Raw genomic sequence first — 23806 nt, 5'->3', positions numbered from 1 at the left:
TATTCTTCAAATTGCCATGCTTTGCTATTGAATAATCTTCAATACAGCCATAAACCTCCTTTTCCTGATAATGTTATCTTTAGCTATCACCAGTATCATTTGTTATGGCAAAACAGGTCTCTATCATCACTTTCACGGGCAGGCTTGGGAACCTGATTGGTTACAGCCGCAATGGCCAACACTTTCTGCGCAGTATGCCCGCCATCGTCCGGCAGACGGCAGCTACCCGCAGGGCTGCACAACGCTTTGGCATGGCCAGCAAAAAAGCGGCGCTCATCCGCAGTGCTTTCTCCGGTAAACTGAATGTCTGTGGCGACAGTGGGCACATCAACCGATTGACCAGCGCACTCATTCCCTCCGCAGGCAAGGATATTAGCAGCATAACCGGCTTCAGGTTCAACCGGCATATGGGAACAGACAGCCTGCTAACATCGGCGCCTAAGCTTTCACGAAGTGGTATCCTACACATTCCGCCACAAGTAATACCAAACACATAACAGCATCAACATGCTGGAAATAAAAGTGATCGCTGCCCGGATCCATTTTGCAACACAACGGGTAATAGACACAGAAAGCGCTGTATTCTTCGTAAAAACCGGGGAAGTTTTTCATGGGGCGGCATGCCATGTAGATGTACCGGGGACAGGAACATTAGTAGTCTTGCTGCAGGTAAGAGGCATGCAGCAGGATCATACTCCTTCCGGCAACAGGAAATATTTTGCCGCTGATATAATAGCGGTACAGTCATCCCAAATCCTGCCACAGGTTCCGCATAGACAGATCGGCCAGAAGCGGCCACTGTTAAAATTATTATCAGAAGAAATAGCAGTCGTAATAGCTACGCAGCTCCTGCTTTCCCGCATTCAAAGGGAGTAACCTATTTCCTGTCTACAATTGTATACTGGAGACCTGACATTACTGCCATTAAGTTATATATCCAACATTCTGTCTGCAGGCTTAGTCTGTAGTCAGCCCTGGCATGGGCTTATACAGCTTTCCATTCTTTCCTGGTATGATGTACTGTAACTACGCCGCTGCATTACATCCCCCCATCAAGTCCACCTTTACTCCTATATTACTGTATAGACGAGTTACTGATCCTCGTACTTTACTGTCTGATCTACTATTGAACAATATGTTTTTACATAATCCCCCAAATTTTCAACTTGATCCCGGTAAACCGGAACAAACAAATTCAATCTCAAATAAAAAAGCCTTCGGATATCATCCAAAGGCTTTTTACTTTTTCTGCGGAGAGTCAGGGATTCGAACCCCGGGACCTGTTACAGTCAACAGTTTTCAAGACTGCCGCAATCGACCGCTCTGCCAACTCTCCAGACTGCGAAAGTATAAAAGGAAATGATTCTAAAAAAATTTGTGACACTTTTTTTTGAAAAAATTTTCCCGAAGACACCTATCAATGCTTACACCGACAGCCAAACAACGCACAAAACACAATACCAATCTACATTTCACCCATTAATCTTATTTAATATACGCAGTAACTCCCTGCTATTCTACCTTTCCCGATTATCTCCTGTAAGACCTTACTCCCCTACCTGATCTTTCTCTGCTGTATATAATTAAAACCATCAGGATGCAGCCCAAGTGCTACCTCCTAATGGTTTTAAAGACATAGTACACCATATTTGCTGCCCCTGGTACCGGTTAATGAAATCTCCTCCTTTTTCCAATCATCATTGCTCCCAAACGAGAAAGCAGCCCATCTTACCACCGGGGCGCTTCTTCTCCCGGTGGATAATGATAACGGTCGGAGTCCAGAAAAGACCATAGTAAATTACCCAACACCACTTCCTCCATTCCTTTCAATAAACGGTTTACGTCCGGTACGTGATTAAAGCGCCACACAAACTCCTTTCGGATCTTCATATATTTATCAAAAAGTGTATTATGCATGGCAATTACTTCTTTCCGGGCGTTTTCCACGGAAACTCCTTTACTCCGACACGTCAGCAAGACAATGTTCATCTCATCCTTTTCTGCGGCTTCCTTGGGATAAGAAGCCAGATCGTTAATTAATACGACCATGTCACTGCTCAAATTCCTTAATTGAATCATGACCTCATCATAATAGATATCATCCGGTACCTGGAGAGAGGAAATCATCGATGTGTAGTCAAAACAAGGCCGTACCCCCACCGAAAAAGACCGGATAGCCAGGTATTCGCTTATCCCGATTCCCTTCCCCGCTAACCGGTAGATATTCTCCCTTTCATCTGCTTCCATATACTGGGTCATGCTCAAAGCAAATCGTTTCATCCAGATAGGATCTACGCCATTTTGTACAAACTCCTTATGGGCTTGTAATAATAACATCGCTACTTCGTCGGCCTCCTCTTCGCTTACTTCGCCCAGTAATGCATTGGAATAACGGCGTATCACTTCCTTTTGTCCGGAGAAATCCTCACTGACCAACGATTCATCATCATGGATGAAAAAAAAGCCCATAATCTTAACAAAGGCAGATAATTGTTCCAATGTTGCTGTGGGATATAAATAAGCAACCGCAAAACCAAATTTCCCTTGCTTCAATTTGTTACGAAGATTTACATCCAGCGAAGAAACAGAGTCATATAAAAATTTCATCTGCCTGTCTAACTCTTCTGCATAAGGACTCACTAAATGAGGAAATCTATAAAAGGTATGCCCCAGCGATGATATATGATCCATGATGCTGATTTAAAAAATTTAACAAACCAACGATGCATAGCGGGAATCAAAATAATGGTGTTAACCATATATTTAAGGCATGACATCTACCATGATCTGATGTCAGGAAAGCAATACAGTCGCGGTTTGTCGTAAAAAGTAAAGTTAATTCCCGTTTGCATTTACGGCTACTTCATTAGTCTCGAAAGTGATCGGCAATGCAGATAAAGTATTGGTGATCGTACTTACATATATTGATAACTCCACATTTTCTTTGATGCGTATATTTTTCAGGTGCTGCAGCAATACCTCTATGGCAATTTTACCCACCAGCTTTGCCAACACGGAGCCAATACTGGTATGAATACCATGTCCGAACGTAACTATTTTGGTATTATCCCGGTTCATATTGAATGTATCGGGGTTTTCAAATACAGCAGGATCTCTGTTTGCAGCAATAAGCCAAAGGTTCAGGAGGTCATCTTTTTTTATCTCCTGCCCGTTGAGCGTAACATCACGTTTGGCTACCCGGGGAATACTGATAATAGGTGGGCAATATCTGAGTACTTCATTGATGGCCTTTGTAGTGTCCTCCGGTACTGCTTTAATATGCTCCGCTACTTCCGGGCGTTCGATCAGCACAGCCATGGTATTTATTAATAACGCCTTGATGGTTTCCAGGCCAGGTAATAACAATACACCACAAAAAGATAACAGTTCCTCCATCGTCAGCTTTCCTTCCTCAGATTCCGCACTCAGTAAACTACTGATCAGATCATGCTGAGGGGTTATCTTCCTTTCTTCCACAATACCTTCGAAGAGCGTTCTCATATCCTGCATGCTTTTAAAATAAATATCCATCCCTATAATGCGGGGATCACCGGTCAGTGATTTCCCCCATATGGAAAAATCTTCGTAGTTCACAATAGGTATACCTATTAATTTTGCCATGGTACGCATAGGCAATACAGCTGCAAAATTGGATACAAATTCCATTTCTCCCGATTCTAAAAATGGCGCTAACAGCTCATTGCATTGTTCATAAATCCAGGGAGCCATAGCAGTAACGAATGTGGGCGTAAATGCCTTCGTGATAATAGAGCGAAGCCTTCTGTGATGAGGAGGGTCTATCAAACCCAGGTTACTCTCAAAGTTCACGCCTCTTTTGGATATGTACTCGCTGGAAAAAGTTTCGTGGTCGCTCATAACAGCTCTTATATCATCATGCCGGAATAACTGCCATCCTCCCTGCGCACCAAAAAAGAAAGAAAAATCCTGATCAAAATAAATAGGTTGCTCATCCTGCATTTTATGATACCAACCAGTGCGGTTAAATAATGTGGACTGAAACATAATGTGGGTTTTTATGGTGATGAATAAATACGTGTATAAACAGTCAGCATATAACTTTCCGCAGGCTTGCTACATTTATCGTACAAGTGGAATACCTGGCATTGATACTATCACATCCTGCACCCAAGTGAGGTATTGGGTCAAACGAACATACTGCTGTACTCATAGCAAATCCTCCCTGACATCAGGAAGCAGTGACCAGTTACGCCCCTGTTATTATTTCATTGGGTAAAACCAGTATTATAATTTCTGGTGGATGCGGTATGCAATTGCGAGCGGACTTCCTGTTTGTATTCAGGTAAGACTTATTTCATTGTCTACATAATAGTAAGCCACTTCCTTCATGGCTCAAGGAGTTATTTCCATGCTCAGTCATCATTCCTTTTCGCTACTTTTTTTATTAGCCCGTTAATCAAATTTGGATCGAATGAAGCAGTAGTAATAAGTGGGCGTAAAATGTATGGTAATGCCCTTTCTTTAAAGCAGCCCCTATCCTATGGATGAGCAGGCGGATTATTGGAAGTTAATAGGTAAATGTTGTTACGGATGTTTTCCTTAATGGCATTTCCGGAAGCAAGCTATTATCCGTAAACGTATGGCTATTATGCGCGAGCTGTACTATCTGTACGCATGCGACGCTACTGTCGTGTCAGGTGACATTACAACCGGACGGTACTGGTTTTGCCATATGCCTTCGGCCACAGGCCCTTACTATTAGAGCGCTGTCAGTCTTTTCCAGCTGGTTTTACAACATAAACGTTTGGAACATCATCTCTGCCGGCTCCCCACTCAGGGTCCATTCATTCATCCTGGCATCCTTATTCATGAAAACCGGTCATCTTATTGATCATGCCATTACAGCCCTTCAGTAAGGTGCTTATTACAGTATTATTTCATCCTACTTACCATTCCCATACAATGTGATCCCTTTAAGAGGGGATTGTATTGGCTGTTATTATTGATAAGGTTGTAAGTACTATTCTTTGCATCACTTCATTTATGTACGACAGTAATGTATAATTCCTGACATCGGAGAGTTAGTCTGACGAATAAAATATTATGCTGAAAGATAGCACGAAAAAATGCAATACTTCTACAGTTGCATAAAAAATGGATAAATTTTCACGGTCACATCGCAGCTGTTTGCTTATAGGAGCTAAGAAAAAGGGGATATCAGTTTTATTGGGGTAGCATGCAACAAACGTTGTGCTGTTGCGCTGTTCATCCAATGCAGCGATATCCCCGTTGTAACAAATATTATTTCAACTGTAGCATCCATGCAGCCATAGCATTTTCTATTTCTACCGGCGAGTCTTCCTGCAGGTGATGATGACCTGCTACCGTTATTTTGGTCTGATTGGGCCGGCTATCGCAGCTACTTTTCCATGCGGCGATAAGGTGCCTGGTTCATGACTACAGATATTGTTTCAGCTGTGTTATCAGCTCCAGTTTATCGCTGGGTCTTTTGGCATCCCACACCACCACGTCCCCGTTCTTATCCAGGATAATATACCTGGGAATGCCAGTATACCTTGGTAAGTTATCATTTATATCCTGATGCAGCTCATTACTCGTACGCATATTAAGCCCCTTTAAAGGAAGATGCTTCACCATTTCCTTCCACTTTGCATCAGCCGCCTCATTATCCAATGAAAGGTAAAGCGATTGTACCCCCAGTTGATGCAGGGTATCGTGTAGCTCCAGCGAATATTGCAGCTCTGCACGACAAGGTACACACCAGGTAGCCCAAAGATCAATATAGCTAACCTTACCTTTCAGGGCGGCAAACACTTCTTTTAACTGTTTCATTTTATCATATCCTGCTAAAAATTCAGCACCGTTGTTCGGATTGGATGCCGCTTTTTCATAGGCGGTTATCTTATCAATATACCCGCTCAGTAAAGGGGTGAGTTTACTCTGCGGAAATGTTTTCCGAAACTGGTTATAATAGTTTTTCCAGGCTGATTCATAAAGGTTCATATTAATTCCGGATACGATGAAATCTGCCCAGGCATACTCCAAAGCAGGACCTTTGAGTACCTTTCTGAAATAGTCAATATCATCCATGCGGTAATTCCCCTTTTTTTGTGTAAATATCAATCTCCCGCTGTCAGCAATCTCACGGTAAGCACTATACCGGCCTAAAACAGAAAGGTAACCAGTAGCAGGTAGCAGGTTATTGAAGATAGCCTGATCTTCATACAATTTTTTCCATACAGGCAAATACTCTGTACGGAATGCCTTTACGCCTGCTACATTGTCTTCTTTACTTCGGTATTCGAAATAGAAATTGGTGGACAGTAAATCAATATAATATCGCTGAATAGCGGCATGTAATGCCTTAAAAAAGGCATCATTGATTTTACCGGAATCGTGTAATTGTGCCACGGCTTTCTGTTTTTGCCGTATCATATCCTTAACCTTACTAACCCTGCCTTCCGCAGTGGCAATGCCATTCAATAACGTCGCATCTTCACGGGTGTCTTCCGCCAATTTCAGGTCTTGTAACAGTTCCTGTCCTTCCTGCTGGTCACCTTTTAGCATCACCAGTGAACTATCTCCTGTTATGGTATAGACCTTACCCGGCGAAGCAAAAAATTGCCGGGAATTCCAGGCGTTGGTCACCGTAATAAACCCTGGCTGAGACAGTGGAAAATGCTGCCGGAAGGTCCCTGTCAGCGTGTCTATCAGGATACGGTTAGCCGCTCCTTCAAATTGCTTTCCATCTACCGGTAACGCAGCCACGATAACCGGATCGGCAGTATGTTTCCACACGCCTTCAATAGTTACCTGCTGCCCGCTTACCGTAAGTGCAGCAAGTAACAGGTTACAAATAATGATTGGTTTTTGACAATGCATAAAAAAGGATTTTATAATGGGTTTTGTGTAATGTCTGCTGTCAATGCAGTTACCGGAATCAACAGGGTATAACGGTTGCTGCCAGGCAATAAGTCGATGGTAGTACCATCCTTCAGATCATGATGTGCTGTAAATCCAAAGTCAGGATCTTCGTTTAGCCTTCTCATATCCAGCCAGCGGGCTCCTTTGAAAAGCAGTTCTTTTCTTCTTTCTGCCAGTACCATCCGGACCGCTTCTTTGGGAGAAGTGGCACTGAGTATTTTATAATAGCTGGTCTTGATTCTGTTCTTACGCAGCAAATTGATATCGTTCATAGCCGCACCGACATCCCCCTGCCTTGCGGCGCATTCTGCCCGGATCAGTAACATTTCCGGAGTAGTGATGCCAATACACACATAGAAGCCATTCTTCATCATGTAACGATAGGTACTGTCCAATTGGTGGGTAGTGGTATTGGTAGCGATATCCAGGTTTACGAACATCCGCCGCAGGTCGTTGGGCTCAAACAGTTTTTCCGTAGCGCGGCTGATGGCCTGCCAAACCAACCCCATTGTCATGGTATAATGCTGTACGTAGATATGTTCGGGTTGTTTCAACATATCAGTATAAGGCCCATTCTTTACCGGGGCAAACTGGCCGGCTGCTTCCGTATAGGCCGTGTTATAGTCTATCAGTCTGGCATTATACTGCAGGGCATTGCCGGCCATCTTACCCGCTTCCGCGTAATTACCCATCATCAGCCAGGTGCGGGCCAGGATACCGTAACCGGCAGCCCGTGTAAGCTGATAGGGGTCCGGAGCGGATACGGGCAGGTCCGGAATCGCCGCCTGCAATTCCGCAACGATCAGGTTGCAGGCAGTTTGTACATTACCTCTGCCTGGTAAGGCCGTCATAATATCATTGCTCACTACCCATGGTACACCAGGATCTGTACCGGCGGAGGCAACATGATAAGGCTTTGCATATAAGTTCACGAGGTACCAATAACACAAGGCCCTGCCCGCCCGCGCTCTGGCCAATGCTATCTTTTTTCTTTCCGGTGTACCACCACTGGCATTGCCGATACCATTGATCACCGCATTATACTGATAAATACAACCATACAATTTTGTCCATGGTGCGCTATACAACAGCTCATCAGGTGTGGAATACAATTCTGCCAGCCATTGATACGTCCTGCTTCGCGCACTCTGATCTATAGCCAGTGCCGCTTTGTCCACACCGGGAAACAGGAAATCATCTGACAGCACATCCAGGTCTGTCGACAGTATACTGATTAAGTTGTTGTTATTGAGCAACCACTCAAAATCTTCTGTCGTCTGCGGTATTACATACCCTTTGGGCGATACATCCAGGAATTTTTTGCAGGAGGTAAAACTGATCATTCCTGCCACTATAACACTTATAAAAAATAATTGCGACTTCATAACTTCGAATAAAATGATTAGAAATCAAGGTTAATTCCAAATGAATAAGAAGGCATCACGGGCATCGTTCTGACACCGTTTGCAAATGCTTCCGGGTCAATGCCTGCTTTGTTGGTGGTGATGGTTAGTATATTCCTGGCATTAGCCATCAGCTGCAACCCTCTTATAAACCGCCATCTTTTCAATGCCCGTTGCTGAAAGGTATATCGCAGCGAAACATCTCTCAACTTGATATAAGTAGCATCAAATACATTTACATCGAGATAGTTACTGTAATACACATTGGCATAGTAGTTACTGTTATTTTTTATTACATTGGGTATGATCGTACTCCGCTCATCTCCGGGCCGTTTCCAGGCATCCTTTAAACGGCTGTCATAGGCACCGGGTCCTTTGTACACCTCGGGCAACGATTGCCTGGCTACATAATCCGCATAGAAAACAAACATCAGATTCAGATCAAAACCTTTATAGGTAAAATTGTTGGAGATAGCCCCATTATTTATCGGCCGGGTAGTGCCGGTATAATACACCATATTCAGATCCCGATAATATTCATCCCTTGCTATTTTTCCATTGGGGTCTAATATTTGTATTTGTCCTTTATCCGGTGATAATCCGCCAAACCGGAAACTATACAGTGCTCCATATGGATCTCCCAATACATAAGGGTTTCCTGCTGCCAGGGCTTGCGGCGTATTAAAATTATTATTCAGCGAAATCTTTGTTATTTCACTTTTGTTGTGCGCATAAATCAGGGTGGTGCTCCATTCAAAATTTTTGCTCCGGATATTTTTAGTGGTTAACTGCAACTCCCAGCCTTTGTTGGTCATACTCGCAGTATTCACAGTAGCCGTCGTAAAACCCAGGGTAGGATTAATCTGCTGATCCCCTAACAGGTCCGAGCTCTTTCTGATGTAATAATCCACCTTACCGCTGATCCGGTTATCCAACAATGTATAATCTATCCCCAGGTTGGTCACCGCTGTTCTCTCCCATCTTAACGTATTGTTCGCAGGGGTGGTAATCGTATTTGCCGGCAGGTTATTGAGCCAGTTGGTACTGCTGGTAGCAATCATAAAAGGCCCGCTGGTTTTAGGAATATTCCCGTTCAAACCATAAGTGGCCCTTAACTGCAGCTGATCTACAAAATGCACCGGCTCCATAAAGGATTCGTTGGATAATATCCAGCTACCTCCCGCCGACCACATAGGCCGGTAAAGGTATTTGGGGTCTGTTCCAAACATATTGGTCACATCCATCCGGATGCTGCCACTCAATACATATTTTTTCCGGAAGGTATAGGCCGCATTACCAAAAGCAGAAACAAACCGGTCTTCCGTGTAATTAAACCGATCTCCTATCCCATTAAATCCATTCTGGATACTCTGCAGATTACCGGTCAGATTTTTAAGGCGCTGTACATCCACATCAACAAATTGCAGGCTGTTATCATTATATCCATATTTGGTAACTGTATTGCCGTTTGATTTACTTTGTCTTCTTTCTGCTCCCACCACTACTGCCAGGTCATGATCGTCGCCAAACTGCCGGTTAATACTTACCAAAGCACGCAGGGTATAGGCTGAAAAATTGTTCCGCTGTTCCCTGATTTTTCCTCCTTTAGGTATATTGTAAGTGGGATTGAGTAGTGTACCATCTGTATTGGTAAGTATATTTCCTCCGGCATCCCGTTCCGGTACTATAAAATCATTGATCTCTTTTACCAGGGAAGGTTCATTGCTGTGGGTATATACCTTGTTATACGTATATCCATTTTCCAGCTGGTAACTGATGTTCACATCCACACCGGGAAACAAAGCGTATTTCAGCTCTGCCTGAATCCTGTTATAAATATTGTTTGTATTATTTTCTATCAGATTGCTTTCATTCAGCGGGTAATAGGATTCATCATCCAGTCCCCAGCCCTTCCGTTGTGCGATGCTAAATGCATTCGAATTATTTTGGTTGGCATTATCTGCGTCTCTGCTGAATGGTAGCGGATTTCCTTGCGCATCCTGCAGCTGCTGATAAGGTTTCAATCGGTAAATATCTTCCGGCATCACCGCTGGTGTGGTAGCATTCGTGTAAGTCAGGTTTGCGCTTACATTAAATGATAACCGGGGAGAAATGTGGTAGTTGTCTTTGATCAGAAAACTATACCCCTGGTGACGATCCTGCAATGCATAACCACTGGCATCCGTGTAGCGCAAGGAACCATAATAACTGTTTTTCTCACTTCCTCCCATAAAAGATAAACTATGGTTTTGCGTGAAGGGCGCTTTCATTAACAGCTGCCGGATTTGCCTGCTGTTATCTATCTGCGATAAGGCGGCTATATCATGCGCATATTGGGCGGGGGTGATACGTCCTGCCACTGAATCCATATACAGCCCTTCCAGTGCTGAGAAAGCAGTACCCATATCTCTGATGTTTGATTCCATCCCTGGCGTCAGCAACTGCCGGTTGATAGCGATATCTTCCCCCGCTGTCAAACGGTTGAGATACCCCAGATCAGGTTTATTTTCAAACATAAAATTGTTGTTGTAGGTAAACTGTATCTTTCCTTTCTTCGCCGTTTTAGTGGTAATCACAATAACACCATTGGCGGCCCGCGCCCCCCAGATAGACGCCGCAGCCGCATCTTTCAGGATAGTAATACTGGCTACATCATTCGGATTAATGGATTCCATACTACCCTCAAAAGGAAAATTATCGATTACTATCAGCGGACGTTTGGTACCATACAACGTGGAAACACCCCGGATCGTGAGACCATCTCCATTGGGATCACCATTATCCCTCCCTTTCATCAGCAGTAAACCTGGCACCTGTCCTTCCAGGCGCTCCAGTACGTTGGTCTGTACCCGGTTTGATAATTGCCGGGGCCCAATCACATCAAAGGCACCGGTAGCCCGTTCTCTGGGGATTTTCTGATAGCCTGTATTGCCCATTACTTCCACTTCTCCAATCTTGCCGATGGCCATTTTCAACTGTACGCTAATGCGGGTACGGTTTCCTATCGCTACCTCCTGTTGTTCGTAGCCAATCATGGTAAACAGCAGCACCACATTCGCGGTTCCATCATCTTTCAGTATAAACTGCCCGCTTTCATCCGTCACCGCCCTGCTCTTACTTCCTTTCAGGAAAACAGAAACGCCGGCCAGTGGCTTTCCCGTTTCATCCTGCACCGTACCGGTAATACCTGTCCGCACGTCGGTAGCCTGATCTGTTTTTGCTGTTGATTTGGGGTGAATAAAAATCGTTTTATTTTCTATGGAAAAAGTGAGCGGCTGGTTTAATAGTATTTGTTCTAAAGCCGCTATCAATGGGGCGTTCTTCAATGTTACCGTAACCGGATGACTATTATCCAATAATGCTTTTCTATAAAAAAAGACATACCCTGTCTGTTTTTTAATATCCGTGAACACATCGGAAAGCGCTGCTTTGTTACCGGTATAGGAGACCATCTGCGCCATCGTGGCGATGCCCGTATGCAGATATACTGCCAATAATACTAGAGCTTTAAAATTCATCATTTTAATGATTAGGTTGATAATAGGCGCTACACACCAGGTATATAGCAAATGATACCCTGACCGCCCGTATCGGAACAGTTATAGCTGGTGGTTAAGTAGAAAGTTTTGTTGAACCGGTTACATCAAAACCGAAGGATCACAACTGATGTTGGTTGCCCTTTGAGCCGATCCAATTAAATACATCGCATCATCTGCATTGATTATTTTAATGTTGGTTGTTAAATGCCGGTATAGCTATTCCGACACGATTGTTAATATTTTCCCTTGCAGTTCGAAGCGTACATTTTTTTGCTCCAATTGTTTTAAAATAGTTGACAATGGTAGGTTGCGTTGCATTTCTCCTTCAAATCTCACATCGGGAATACTCCCTTTGTATATGACTGTTATATCATACCATCTGGCTAATTCTTCCATGATTTCCCGGATACCTGCATTTTTAAAATAGAACAAACCATTTTTCCAGGCAATGACGGCAGTGGCATCTACATTTTTTATCAGGATATCGGCCAGCGCTTCACCAGACAATGCCTGCTGTCCGGGTTTAAGGACCATCCGGTTACTACCGCTCGCTACAGCGATGCGCCCTTCGATCAGGGTGCTGCTGATGATACCAGCAGTATAGGTATTTATATTAAAACGGGTACCCAGCACCTGTATGGTTGTATTATTCACCTTGACTTCAAACGGCCTGTTTGCATCAGGTGCTATCTCAAAATAGGCTTCTCCGCTTGCCATCACCGCCCGACTTCCACCAAAGGCAACGGGATAGCGCAACCAGGATCCGGCATTTAACCAGACTTTACTGCCATCTGCCAACGTAACCTGGAACTGTGTCCCTTTCGGTACAGTCAGTGTATTGTATTGTAACAACGCAGCAGCATTGTTTTCTGGTGCATAAGTAAGGCTACCTTTTGCCTGCGTTATTATAGAGGTATTCCCCTGTTTCGTCAGCGCGCTGTTATTGGCTGCATCCAGCGGAATTGTAGTGCCATCAGCAAGTGTAAGCATCACGTTGTTGGTACCAGCTGCGTTCCGGGGAATAGCTCCCATTGGTTTTACCGGCTGTTTTATCTCCAGCAGCCACCACATAGCCGCCCCGGTTAACAGCAAAGCAATGATGGCAGCAGTAAGCCACCATTGCTTTTTTCGCTGTGTCTGGGGGGCCTCATAGGTGCCTTGTCCAATTTGCGCCTGCAATTGATGCCATATTTGTGCTCCCTCTTGCCCAACAGGCGCCGGCGCATCACTACAGGCTTCCAGCCGCTGCAGGTATACCTCCAGCAATGCTTTTTCCGCCACCGTTGCTTGCCCGGCCTCACACCGTTCTATCAGTGATATAAATGTCTTTTTGTCCATCGTACTAGTAATAAGACACAACGAAAGGGAGGGTACCCTCCCGGAAGTAAAAAAAAATTTTCAATCCCTAGACTAGGGGCGTAACATATAGAGCAGGTATATGCCTAAAAGATGGTAATGATGTCTGAAATGCTGAAGCGATTTGGAGATACGCTTCTCTACTGTTTTTTCAGCCACCTGTAATCTGACAGCTATTTCTTTGTAGGTTAGGTTTTCTATTCTGCTCAGGCGGAAAGTTTCCCGGCAATCATCCGGCAGCGTCCGGATCAGCATATCCAGGAGCTGCTCATGCTCCCGTAATAATACATGGTTCTCCTGCAGCAGCTCTACTGTAATCTGCGCCAACCGGTTATAAAATTCACCATCTGTTTTAAAGTCGCGAATGGCATTCAACACCCGGTTACGGGTAGCTTGTTGCAGATAGGCTTTCACCGAAACGATATGCAACTCATATCTCTTTTCCCATATCTTAAAAAACACCTCCTGTACAATATCCTGCGCCACATCCCGCAGATGAATCATGTTGATCGCCGTCTGGTAACAATCCTGCCAATATCGCTGGTAAAGTGCAGCAAAAGCCTGTTCATCATCTTCGCTGATCATCTTCATTAATACAATGTCACTATATTCCTTCATACACCCGTTGTAATAAATGTTGTGATAGATAACTGAGGGAAAATATCGGTTATATACTGCTGTAACCTTAATAATAATGTCTGTCGCTAATGTCTTGCCGCTTGCTGTTCGTAAAATGATGCTGCCGAAAACACCGGCGGATACCCATTTGCCGTTCCGGTTATTAGTATAGAGAACCGGAAAAATAAGCAGCTACTTAATACGTCCGTTTATCACCAGCTTTGTTAGGCTACTAACTACAGACTTACATGGTTTATATAGCATTTGGCTACAACTTTCCAGTAGGCATATCTCTCCTATTTACATTTAACTTATCAATAAAATATCAGTGGTGGTGCTGATAGAACAATCAGGGCTCAATGGCTTCAGATCTGGCTCAATACTCCGTAAACTATATCGTTGGTTTATTTCAGCGCTCCTTACATCGACAAATTGCGGCTCCTCTACAGCTGCCAATTTAAAACATTTCGTATAAATTTTAGTAAAATAAAAAATGGGAGATAAATATTTGTCATATAACTGATATCATATCTACAGCAGGTCTGAGATTCGATCTCAGATTTAGGGAAGAAAAACAGCGGCAATGTACTCCAACAAAAAAGCCTGCAGGCAATTACCTAAGGCTTCTTTTTCTGCGGGGTGGAAGGGACGAAATTCGAACCAGTTTATAGAGCGTTAGAAGTTGCAGCAAGCTCACTTTCAACGCACTTGTAATATCCCCATAAATTAATCCTGTAATACCCAATTTATTGCTCTAACTTTAGCGAGGTTACATTTGGCTTCTTCTGATTTAGTTTGGGTGTCTTTTTATTCCTAAGCCCCTACTTTTCAGCAGTATGTATATTTAATTAAAATTATATTTGTGAATATTTTTGTAGGTAATATAAGTGACAGAACAACTGAAGATGAGATATGGTCTTTATTTGACCCATTTGGAGTTGTATATAGTATTAATGTGGCTTACGACAAGTACAGTGGCCGTTCTAAAGGCTTTGCATTCGTTGAAATGCCAGACGATTCCAATGCAGTACTGGCAATTAAAGAATTGAATAATTCAGTAGTTGCCGGACATACAATAGTTGTGTATGAGGCTCGTCCAAAACCTGAAAGACCAGAAAATAATCGTTTCTCCAGATCCAGCCCAAGGCCCGGATTTAGACCCAGATACTAATAGTTGGATGTTTTAAAACGTCGATTACCTTTATCTGTTAAGGGAGCAGAAGAGCAAAGCCGCAAAATATGTTAAGTACGTTTGTAGCTTTGCTTTTACTTTCTATGCACCGGATAGCAGCAACCAAGCTGAATTTTCCACTTAATTTTCTAATTATACCCTTAATAAACCTCAGTAACAAGAACTGTTAGCAACTGAGTTCCGCCCATGAGGTGACGATGAAGATTTGTATCATCATGTTAGTTGTGTGAGTTCGGAAACTTTAGCCTTTACGAGTTCTTCGGTCTGCATGAATAGTGCATTGTTTTCAAAAAGAAACCCTAAGCGGATTCGAAATAATGTGATTTACCACACATTGAACTTGCGATTTAGTTCCTGGGAGAATCACTAACGAGGAGAGAATTAATCGGGGCTCGACTTAATACCCGACTTAAAATAAGAAACCCGCGCAAAATGCGCGGGTTTCTTATTACTTGCGGAGAGTCAGGGATTCGAACCCCGGGACCTGTTACAGTCAGAATCATTAGAGGCGAGACGGACGCAATATCCTAAAAACAAAAAAGCCTTTAGGCAATTACCTAAGGCTTCTTTTTCTGCGGAGAGTCAGGGATTCGAACCCCGGGACCTGTTACAGTCAACAGTTTTCAAGACTGCCGCAATCGACCGCTCTGCCAACTCTCCAGGGGCGCAAATGTATAAAAGAAAATGATGTGAAAGAAATCTGTGTGCTATTTTTTTCAAAAAACTTTCACGGGATGCCGCGTAATGTTCATATATCCCGATTCACTTTTTTCGTAAATTTAAGGATGAACACATTTTTTGAAGGACCGGTATTATGGTCACAGATTGATGCAAACATGCACTTGCGGCATTCTGCCTATGCAGATTTCGCTGCCCAGGCCCGGTTAAACCTTCTGGATCAGTTTGGCCTCACAGCCGCTCAGTTCCAGGCATTGAAAATAGGCCCTATCCTCTTCCGCGAAGAACTGATCTATCATCGGGAGGTTAGTGCAAACGATACAGTACGTGTCAGCTGTGAGATATCCCGTTGCAAAAAAGATGGTTCCCGCTGGTCTATACGCCATGAACTGTTCCGGAAAGACGGTATCAAAGCGGCTACCATTTATGTGGATGGCGCCTGGATAGATATGCAGAAAAGAAAGCTGACGGCACTACCTCCGGAATTAATGGAAAAGTTCCAGACCCTTCCCCGTACGGAAGACTTTACCGAAGACCCCGCATAAGTTATACCCGGGCTATTATAAAAGCTACCCGCTCCATTGCCGGCAAAGCCGGCACCGTCACCAGCTCATACCCGGCTGCGGTATACACGGATACCATTACTTCATAAGTACGTATAGCCGTGGCGAAATCCTGTTTCCGTTCCGTATCTGCACAAAAGATATCTTCCCAGGCCGGAAAGATAAATACGCGTGGGTTATAGCGATAGGGAGGTATCACCAACGCTTCCGGCGGCAGGCCAATCAGTTTCGTATAGCCTATCACGTCAGGAATACCCCTGTCCAGGAACACGGGTGCTCCGGCTGAGGGCAATGCCTCAAAATCAGCGATGGCTGCCTGCAGCATCAGATCGCGAAAGGCTTTTTCATCCGCCCACGGCAAAGCATTGCCGCCTGTACGTACCTGTTCCTGTATAATATGTCTCCCTGATTCCGGTACTGTCGCATATCCCAGCTGCGCCAGTTCCCGGATAACCGTTGTTTTGCCCGCTCCCGGTCCTCCCGTGAACACATAGGCATTTGTTTTCATCATATTTTTTTGTTGAAACAGACCGCTGTAACAGCTGGTCTAAGTGAAGCAGCACAAATATACCAAATCATGACAACAATCATGCATGCACCTGCTGCATATCATTTTCTACGCCTGCAGCCTGCAATAGCTTTGCTCATCGCCTGCAGCCCAGTTGCGGGCAAGGGGAAAACCTGATTTTGTGACCGATAAAATTATGTAAGATGTCTATTGAAACAGCCAACATCAAAGCTTATCTGGTTGGCGGCGGTATCGCCTCTTTTGCAGCAGCAGCTTTTCTGATACGTGATGGCAATATTCCCGGCAAAAATATATACATCCTGGAAGCCGACGATATTACCGGCGGCAGCCTCGACGGCGCCGGACAGGCGGATGCCGGATATGTCATCCGGGGTGGCCGCATGCTGAATTTTACCTACCGCTGTACCTACGACCTGTTAGCAGATATTCCTTCTCTGACGGATCCACGAAAGTCGGTGTATGAAGAAATCATGGCATTTAACGACCAGGTAAAAACCCATGCGCAGGCACGGCTGGTTGATAAAAATGCAGTCATTCAGGACGTATCTTCCATGGGATTCAAGGAACGGGACCGGATAGACCTGATCGAATTGTTTGCGATCCCGGAAGACGTGCTGGGTACCCGGCGTATCGACGAATGGTTTCAGCCCGCCTTCTTTCAAACGAATTTCTGGCTGATGTGGTGCACTACTTTCGCATTCCAACCATGGCACAGTGCTGTGGAATTTAAGCGATACCTGATCCGTTTTATCCATGAATTTCCACGCATCCATACCCTGGCCGGCGTAGACCGTACTCCCCTGAATCAATTCGACTCCATCATACGTCCGATGCAGACGTGGCTGAAAGAACAGGGAGTTCAGTTTATCATGGGCGCGCGCGTAACAGATATTGGCTTTATACCCGGCATCAAAGAAAAGACGGCAGAGAAGATTTTCTACCGGCATAACGGGCAGGCCCATACGATAAGTATGGCGCCGCATGACCTGGTGTTTGTTACAAACGGCTCCATGACTGCCGGCAGTACACTGGGCAGCATGACAACAGCACCGGCGCCGGCAGCAGCCGGCGACAACGGATCCTGGGCACTGTGGAAAACACTGGCAGGAAAATACAGTGATTTCGGCAGGCCTTATGTATTCAACAGCCGCATCGAAGAAGCGAAATGGGCATCTTTTACGATTACCAGCAAAGGCCATCTGTTCTTTCAGCTCATGGAACAATTCTCCGGTAACAAGCCTGGTACCGGCGCATTGGTGACCCTGAAAGATAGTTCCTGGTTATTATCTATTGTACTGGCTTATCAGCCACATTTCCTGCAGCAACCGGAAGGGGTAACTGTATGCTGGAGCTATGGCCTGTTTCCTGATAAAACCGGCGACTACGTCAAAAAGAAAATGAGTGAATGTACCGGTGAAGAGATACTGGAAGAACTGATACATCACCTGCAGTTTACGGCACACAAAGCATCCCTCCTCGCTGAGGCGAATTGTATCCCTTGTATGATGCCTTATATCACCAGTCAGTTCCTGACCCGCGCCAAAGGCGACCGGCCACTGGTGATTCCCAAAGGCGCTACCAACTTTGCCTTCCTCGGACAATTCACTGAAATACCCGATGATGTGGTATTTACCGTGGAGTATTCTGTCAGATCTGCACAAATGGCCGTATACGGCCTGCTCGACCTGGACAGAACGCCTCCCGCCATCTACAAAGGGCAACATGATATAAAAGTGTTGTATCAGACCATGCGTACCATGCACAGGTAATCCGTTATCATCAGGCAACACCAGACAGGAGAAGTAATATAGGCATGACCGGTATACCTGTATTACTTCTTTTATCTGTTACATACGGTTATTTAAACAGTCCTTCCTGCTGCCGGTCTACTTCCAGCTCTCTGATAAAGGGCAATTGTTTTTGCATAAATGCCCGGGAAGATTGTTCCAGATAATTATCCAACTGGAAAAATTTAGCTGCCCTGGTTGCACCCAGCAGCCTGTTCATCCGGCGGAAATAGCGCATTTGCAACCGGCCGAATTCGAGGTCATTATTAATCATTTGTCTGGTTAAAGAATTCATTTTGGGTTCATCAAGCGAAGAAAACTCTTCATTGTACATACGTTGCAATGCGATCCTTTCGGTAAGCCAGGGCTTTTTTTCTGTTTCATATTCCAACAATACCGATTTAAAGGCTTCTGTTTCTACGGTTGAGATTCTTAAAAAATCATTGAGCAATAGCTCTTTGTTTTTTCCGAATATCCGGGTTACCAGATCTTCTTCCCGCTGTTCAGGCAGAACAGCATCTTCATTGGACAGAGCAATAAACTGCTCCTGTGCCTGAGTAAGCTGGCATGCAGCACCCATCACCAACAACAAACAAATCAAGTTTTTCATCGTGTTTTGGTTTTTTGGTTATCGGCTCCGTTGAAATATCCTGTCCCTGACCGGTCTGCAGACAGGAGGTGGTAACGATCGTCGATATGCCGGATACGCTGTTGAAGCAAGGGTTCTCTTTAGGCTGATAGCGGTAATGATACCGTATCGTCACGGTTTCTGATGCATACAATAAAACGTTGTGTTACTTACTATTGCAGGTTTACGACCTGTATCCGGACACTTAAGATCGTTGTGCTTAATAACTAAACAAATATGGATAATGGAAATAATTGGTATGGATGAGATGATGCCCTTTGATTTAAATCATTTCTACCTATCTAGCACCATATACAACAACCATAGCGTCAAAATGGTTTTAAAAATTTATGCGACCTGGCGGGCGCTTCAATAAAGACCTGGGTACCAGCCTAAAAAGTTACGCACCATACGGCAGATGATAACGGATACACGCCGTTTAAATCTGCTGTATGATGCGTATACACTTAAAAATATACGATCCTGTTAATTCATGAAAGCATGATAGGCTTCTTTTGTCCATAACTGGTAATCTTCCAGATGAATACCCAAACGTTCATCCCGAACTACCTCTCTATCATCTCTGCAATCCCAATATCCTTTAGCGAGCGACTGAATATTTCTGGTGGTTTCTCCGGGCGTGGCACCGTAATCATCCGGATAACTTCTGTAGTTGCCAATAGCCAGTGTTTGAATTTCCTGTTTTACGCCTGCGATGTTATGCTTTGCCATGGTTAAAATTTTTGGTTCATGACAGGTAAAACAAAAATGATTCCTCTTTCGTGCCAACTACCTTGTTTTTAAGTTTCCTTTAACAAAAAAAATTGTTAACATACGCCCAAACAAGCCACCACAAAGCATTTAAAAACATGCTGTTATATTATCGCATACACACGGTTATAACAATACTGCTTTAATATAGGGTTTTCCATAACTCCCCCATCCTTTCACAGCCTTTTCCATAGCGGCTTCCAGCTCTTTTTTATTTACCTTCTTTCCTTTTGCAGGTGGTTGCCATGCATTATTATTGCGATCATCCATTAATACCTTGGTAGCAAACCATGTAATATGTTCGTGTGGCATAGCAAGGCCCAGTATCATACCAGGCAGTCCTGTAAAGGATTCCGGCCCGCCAGGGGTAATAATGGCATCTGTATAAAATGCCACTACATAAATAGAATCCATGATAACGGCATTGGCTCTACGACAATCAAATCCTGCTATTTTACGTGTTTCATCTGTTATCTTCCACTTAATCCTGCGGATACTATCCGTTACCAGGTAAGTTTGTTCAAATACTTTTTTTTGTGAGATGCTCTCCTGTTTTTCCAGCAAGGAATAGATAATATTGGCTTCTCCGGGACCATCTTCCATCAATTGACGGCTATTGTCCGGATTGTCGCGACCAGGCTTAAATAGCGTCGTCTGCTGATCAAATAACAGGTCAAAATAGGTTACCTTAAAATTCGGTGTTTCCTTTTTTACCAATTCTTTGATGGACTGGTTGTCATCACCGAATGATTCATCCAGTAAGGCATGCATGTTTTTCCTTTTCTCATATTCAATACGTCCCTGCTGCAAAAAAGTAACATGCTGGGCATATCCCCTGCCAGCACAACACAGCAGGCATAAGAGTATAATGGATTTTATTGTACCTGTTTTCATGCGCGACTATTTTATTATTCGTGAGATGTGCTGCCACCTGTTTTATTGAAGTTCCAGCGGAGAGACAACAATCCATAACGGCCGATGGTGCTGTAGGTATTTTGTGTAACGCTATTGGCATTCACCGATCTGTTAAATCCAATGTTCTGTCCCAGCAGGTCATTGACTGATAATTCCAGCTCCAGGGCTTCTTTTTTTCCCAGCTTCTTACTGATATTGGCATTCCATAGTATCACATTATTATTGGAAGTAAAGACGCTTGTTTTCTGCCTGATTTCGTACACAAGATCCGAACGCAGTATTAATTTCACCGGCAGAAAGAGCTGCAGATTGTGTTCCAGTGTGCCCGTCCAGAAATTGGTTTGTATGGCCTTTTGTACCGAGGAATTGCTGCTGTTATAGGCCGCATTGACCCGCAGATAACTGTCATACACCTTTTCTTTATTGGCTATAAAACTCACACTCAAACCACCGTTATTGGACTGTGTAACATTGAGCTGATCATTGATGAAGTTAGTATTCCGGCTATAGCTACCATTCAGATCGTATCCCAACATCAGGGCAGAAGAGCCCAGCTCCCAGTTCATGCCAAGTCCCAGCCGGGCATTTTTGTTGCCGTCTACATTCACACTCTGTGTTGTTCTCCGGCCATTCTTGTCAATAATACTGCGTTCGCTGAAATCATTGGCGGTAGTGCCATAGTTGAGGCTTACCCACAGGCTGCGGCCTTCCATGACTTTATGATTATTAAAGCTCAGGCTGAAACTGCTGGCAAATGATGGTTTCAGATCGGGATTACCTACATATATATTCAGGGGATCGTCGTTGGTACGTATCGGTTGTAACTGATTGATACCGGGCTGCCGGGTATTACCATTGAAATTAAAGGATAAGCTTTTCATCTGGCTGAATGCATACCGCATACTGGCTCTCGGATACCAGTTGACAAAGCTCCGGTCCCGCGATATATCCCGGTAATTATCCTGCTGGCGGTAGCTCGTAAACTCCACATTATTGCCGAGCGTAATCCGTATTTTTTTCTTCGTATATCCGTAGCTGATACCTCCCCGATGCGACAGCATATTAAACGCAAAATCGTTGCTATAAAGGGAATCCCGGTCATCATACTTCCCTGCAGCATTCCGGTTGAAGGAATTCCGGTTGGAATGGTTGTTGGATATATTGACCCCATAATTGAAAATCAATGAAGCAGCTGCCGATAATGGTTCTGAATAGGTGAGGTTGGCATTTACGTTTACCGTTTCACTATTGCTGGTTTTATACTGATCTGTTTTTTGCAGGGAGTCCGGCACACCTCCCTTATAGAATACAGCTTCCGAATACAGGGATCCGTTGCCATTATTACGACTATAGTTTTCGGCCAGATTCAGGGAAATGGTACGCCCTTTCTTTTTCAGTTTTTTCCGCCAGAGGAGGTTACTGTTCATACTTCCGATATCTGCCGTAGAAGAAAGGTTGCGCCGGTTGCTATTCACCAGGGCGGAATCTCCTCCCAGAAAAACAGACTCATAGCTGCCATTCGTCAGTTTATGATCGAGTCCTCCATCTACCATCAGCTTGATGGAAGATGATGAATCTATTTGCACCTCATAGTTACCACTGGCCCGGTTCCGTAATATGCTGTTGTTAAACTGCCGGGAAACATTGTTATAGTACACTGTATCCGGTAATATATATTGGGTAGTGCTATTGTTACTACCGTCTACATACATTTTCAATGTTTTGTAGCTACCCGTGAAGTTATTTTTATCCTGGTTCCATTTTTTGGAGTAGAACAAGCCCCCGGTTTGTACCAATGGATATCCTTCACTGATATATTGCCCATCCCAGCCTTCCTGGTCATCTATCTGCCCGCCAATCTCGATACCGCCGTCCTCTGTAAAGCCGGAGCCACCTACATTGCCCAATCCAAACTTCTCCCGTTCGTCCCAGTTCAATCCGGTTTTACCCGTATTGGATACAATGCCATAAACAGCCATTTTCTGTTTTTTCCGGAATAGGTTCACCATCGCCTGATTGTCGTAAAACCCACCAGTACCAGCGCCTGCCTCTATTTTTCCAAAGTATCCTTTTTTCTTATCCTCCCGCAACTGCAGATTAATGGTTTTTGATTTTTCGCCATCATCAATGCCGGTAAAAGCTGCCTGGTCACTCTTTTTATCATACAGCTGTACCTTATCAATCATATCCGCCCGCAGGTTTCTGGTGGTCAGGGTGGGATCATCTCCGAAAAATTCTTCCCCATCTACCAGTATCTTTTTCACCTTCTCTCCCTGTGCCGTGATCTGTCCTTTGTTATTTACCTGTATGCCCGGAAGCTTCTTCAGGAGATCTTCCACGGTAGCATTCGGCTGTGTCTTGTAACTGGCAGCGTTGAATTCTGTCGTATCGCCCTTGATCTTTATAGCCGCTACCTTTTGCTGTATCACCACTTCCTGCAGCAATCGGGATTTCAGCGTCAGCATAATTTTATTGAAATGCAGTACGGAGGTATCGGTTAACTGTAAAGGCTCTACGTAATCGGCAAAGGCCGGATAGGTAACCATCAGCAGGTATCTGCCACCCGTCAGTCCGTTCAGCTCAAACTGTCCGTTTTCATTGGTACGGGTAAATTTATATAAGGTAGAATCTTTTGCATACAGCAATGCCACCACTGTCTGCGATAATTTAACGTGATTCAGGGTATCCAGTACACTACCCTTTATTGCAGCCTGCTGGGCATAACAACAATGGGTAATCGTTATACAAATAATGAATGCCAATACTTTTTTCATTATCACGTGCTACAGGTTAAAGATGAAATATGAATAGGGTTAAAATTCTAAAAATAAAGGTATAAAGCAATTTATGCAGCTGATAAACATCTGTTAAAACATGACATTTCTTGTCATGTAAGCACTTGA

At 44.1% G+C, this 23806-nt stretch carries 17 protein-coding genes and 2 tRNA genes; 5 read left to right on the top strand and 14 right to left on the bottom strand.

The genetic code is table 11. From position 1 onward, the window contains the following. Positions 1–104 precede the first annotated feature (104 nt). Together OL444_RS13285 and OL444_RS13280 are read left to right on the top strand one after the other, a co-directional pair. Positions 105–497 (top strand): hypothetical protein, encoded by a 393-nt coding sequence (locus OL444_RS13285; RefSeq protein WP_264732709.1) that lies wholly within the window; start codon positions 105–107, stop codon positions 495–497. A 10-nt stretch (positions 498–507) separates the two neighbouring features. Then, positions 508–876 carry a hypothetical protein gene (locus tag OL444_RS13280; RefSeq protein WP_264732710.1) on the top strand — a complete coding sequence of 123 codons (369 nt, stop codon included), beginning with the start codon at positions 508–510 and terminating at the stop codon, positions 874–876. 375 nt (positions 877–1251) lie between these two features. On the opposite strand, the gene OL444_RS13275 is transcribed toward OL444_RS13280, so the two are convergent. From OL444_RS13275 to OL444_RS13240, 8 genes are all read right to left on the bottom strand, one after another. After that, positions 1252–1336, bottom strand: a tRNA-Ser gene (locus OL444_RS13275). A 392-nt stretch (positions 1337–1728) separates the two neighbouring features. Further along, positions 1729–2691, bottom strand: coding sequence for a terpene synthase family protein (locus tag OL444_RS13270; protein WP_264732711.1), 963 nt, complete (start codon positions 2689–2691; stop codon positions 1729–1731). Positions 2692–2835: 144 nt separating this feature from the next. Continuing rightward, positions 2836–4023 (bottom strand): cytochrome P450, encoded by a 1188-nt coding sequence (locus OL444_RS13265; RefSeq protein WP_264732712.1) that lies wholly within the window; start codon positions 4021–4023, stop codon positions 2836–2838. Between the two features lie 1413 nt (positions 4024–5436). Next, positions 5437–6882 carry a TlpA family protein disulfide reductase gene (locus tag OL444_RS13260; RefSeq protein ID WP_264732713.1) on the bottom strand — a complete coding sequence of 482 codons (1446 nt, stop codon included), beginning with the start codon at positions 6880–6882 and terminating at the stop codon, positions 5437–5439. An 11-nt stretch (positions 6883–6893) separates the two neighbouring features. Beyond that, positions 6894–8309 carry a RagB/SusD family nutrient uptake outer membrane protein gene (locus tag OL444_RS13255; protein ID WP_264732714.1) on the bottom strand — a complete coding sequence of 472 codons (1416 nt, stop codon included), beginning with the start codon at positions 8307–8309 and terminating at the stop codon, positions 6894–6896. 17 nt (positions 8310–8326) lie between these two features. Further along, positions 8327–11848 (bottom strand): SusC/RagA family TonB-linked outer membrane protein, encoded by a 3522-nt coding sequence (locus OL444_RS13250; protein WP_264752019.1) that lies wholly within the window; start codon positions 11846–11848, stop codon positions 8327–8329. 234 nt (positions 11849–12082) lie between these two features. Further along, the gene (locus tag OL444_RS13245; RefSeq protein ID WP_264732716.1) at positions 12083–13204 is read right to left on the bottom strand and encodes a FecR family protein; all 1122 of its coding nucleotides are present in this window, start codon (positions 13202–13204) and stop codon (positions 12083–12085) included. A 72-nt stretch (positions 13205–13276) separates the two neighbouring features. Beyond that, positions 13277–13840 (bottom strand): RNA polymerase sigma-70 factor, encoded by a 564-nt coding sequence (locus tag OL444_RS13240; protein WP_264732717.1) that lies wholly within the window; start codon positions 13838–13840, stop codon positions 13277–13279. 862 nt (positions 13841–14702) lie between these two features. Here OL444_RS13240 and OL444_RS13235 point away from each other — a divergent pair. Beyond that, positions 14703–15011, top strand: a complete 309-nt coding sequence (locus tag OL444_RS13235) for an RNA recognition motif domain-containing protein (protein WP_264732718.1) — start codon at positions 14703–14705, stop codon at positions 15009–15011. A gap of 596 nt (positions 15012–15607) precedes the next feature. Here OL444_RS13235 and OL444_RS13230 read toward each other — a convergent pair. After that, positions 15608–15692: transfer RNA gene (locus OL444_RS13230), tRNA-Ser, on the bottom strand. Positions 15693–15817: 125 nt separating this feature from the next. Between OL444_RS13230 and OL444_RS13225 the strand changes: the two genes are divergently transcribed. Then, positions 15818–16255 carry an acyl-CoA thioesterase gene (locus OL444_RS13225; protein ID WP_264732719.1) on the top strand — a complete coding sequence of 146 codons (438 nt, stop codon included), beginning with the start codon at positions 15818–15820 and terminating at the stop codon, positions 16253–16255. 1 nt (position 16256) lies between these two features. On the opposite strand, the gene OL444_RS13220 is transcribed toward OL444_RS13225, so the two are convergent. Beyond that, entirely contained in the window at positions 16257–16784 is a 528-nt protein-coding gene (locus OL444_RS13220) for an AAA family ATPase (protein WP_264732720.1), read from the bottom strand. 200 nt (positions 16785–16984) lie between these two features. Between OL444_RS13220 and OL444_RS13215 the strand changes: the two genes are divergently transcribed. Continuing rightward, complete coding sequence (locus tag OL444_RS13215) at positions 16985–18571, top strand: oleate hydratase (RefSeq protein ID WP_264732721.1); 1587 nt, start codon at positions 16985–16987, stop codon at positions 18569–18571. Between the two features lie 88 nt (positions 18572–18659). Here OL444_RS13215 and OL444_RS13210 read toward each other — a convergent pair whose 3' ends face one another. The 4 genes from OL444_RS13210 to OL444_RS13195 all read right to left on the bottom strand — a co-directional run bounded on the left by OL444_RS13210 (position 18660) and on the right by OL444_RS13195 (position 23677). Beyond that, on the bottom strand, positions 18660–19199 hold the full coding sequence (locus OL444_RS13210) for a hypothetical protein (RefSeq protein ID WP_264732722.1): 540 nt from the start codon (positions 19197–19199) through the stop codon (positions 18660–18662). A gap of 504 nt (positions 19200–19703) precedes the next feature. Then, a complete protein-coding gene (locus OL444_RS13205; RefSeq protein ID WP_264732723.1) occupies positions 19704–19949 on the bottom strand; it encodes a hypothetical protein in 246 nt (81 codons plus the stop codon). Between the two features lie 165 nt (positions 19950–20114). Then, complete coding sequence (locus OL444_RS13200; RefSeq protein ID WP_264732724.1) at positions 20115–20882, bottom strand: GLPGLI family protein; 768 nt, start codon at positions 20880–20882, stop codon at positions 20115–20117. A 14-nt stretch (positions 20883–20896) separates the two neighbouring features. Beyond that, the gene (locus OL444_RS13195) at positions 20897–23677 is read right to left on the bottom strand and encodes an outer membrane beta-barrel protein (RefSeq protein ID WP_264732725.1); all 2781 of its coding nucleotides are present in this window, start codon (positions 23675–23677) and stop codon (positions 20897–20899) included. Positions 23678–23806: the final 129 nt, after the last annotated feature.

The sequence above is a fragment of the Chitinophaga nivalis genome, from assembly GCF_025989125.1.
Classification (GTDB): domain Bacteria; phylum Bacteroidota; class Bacteroidia; order Chitinophagales; family Chitinophagaceae; genus Chitinophaga; species Chitinophaga nivalis.
This window is presented reverse-complemented; position numbering and strand designations above follow the sequence as displayed.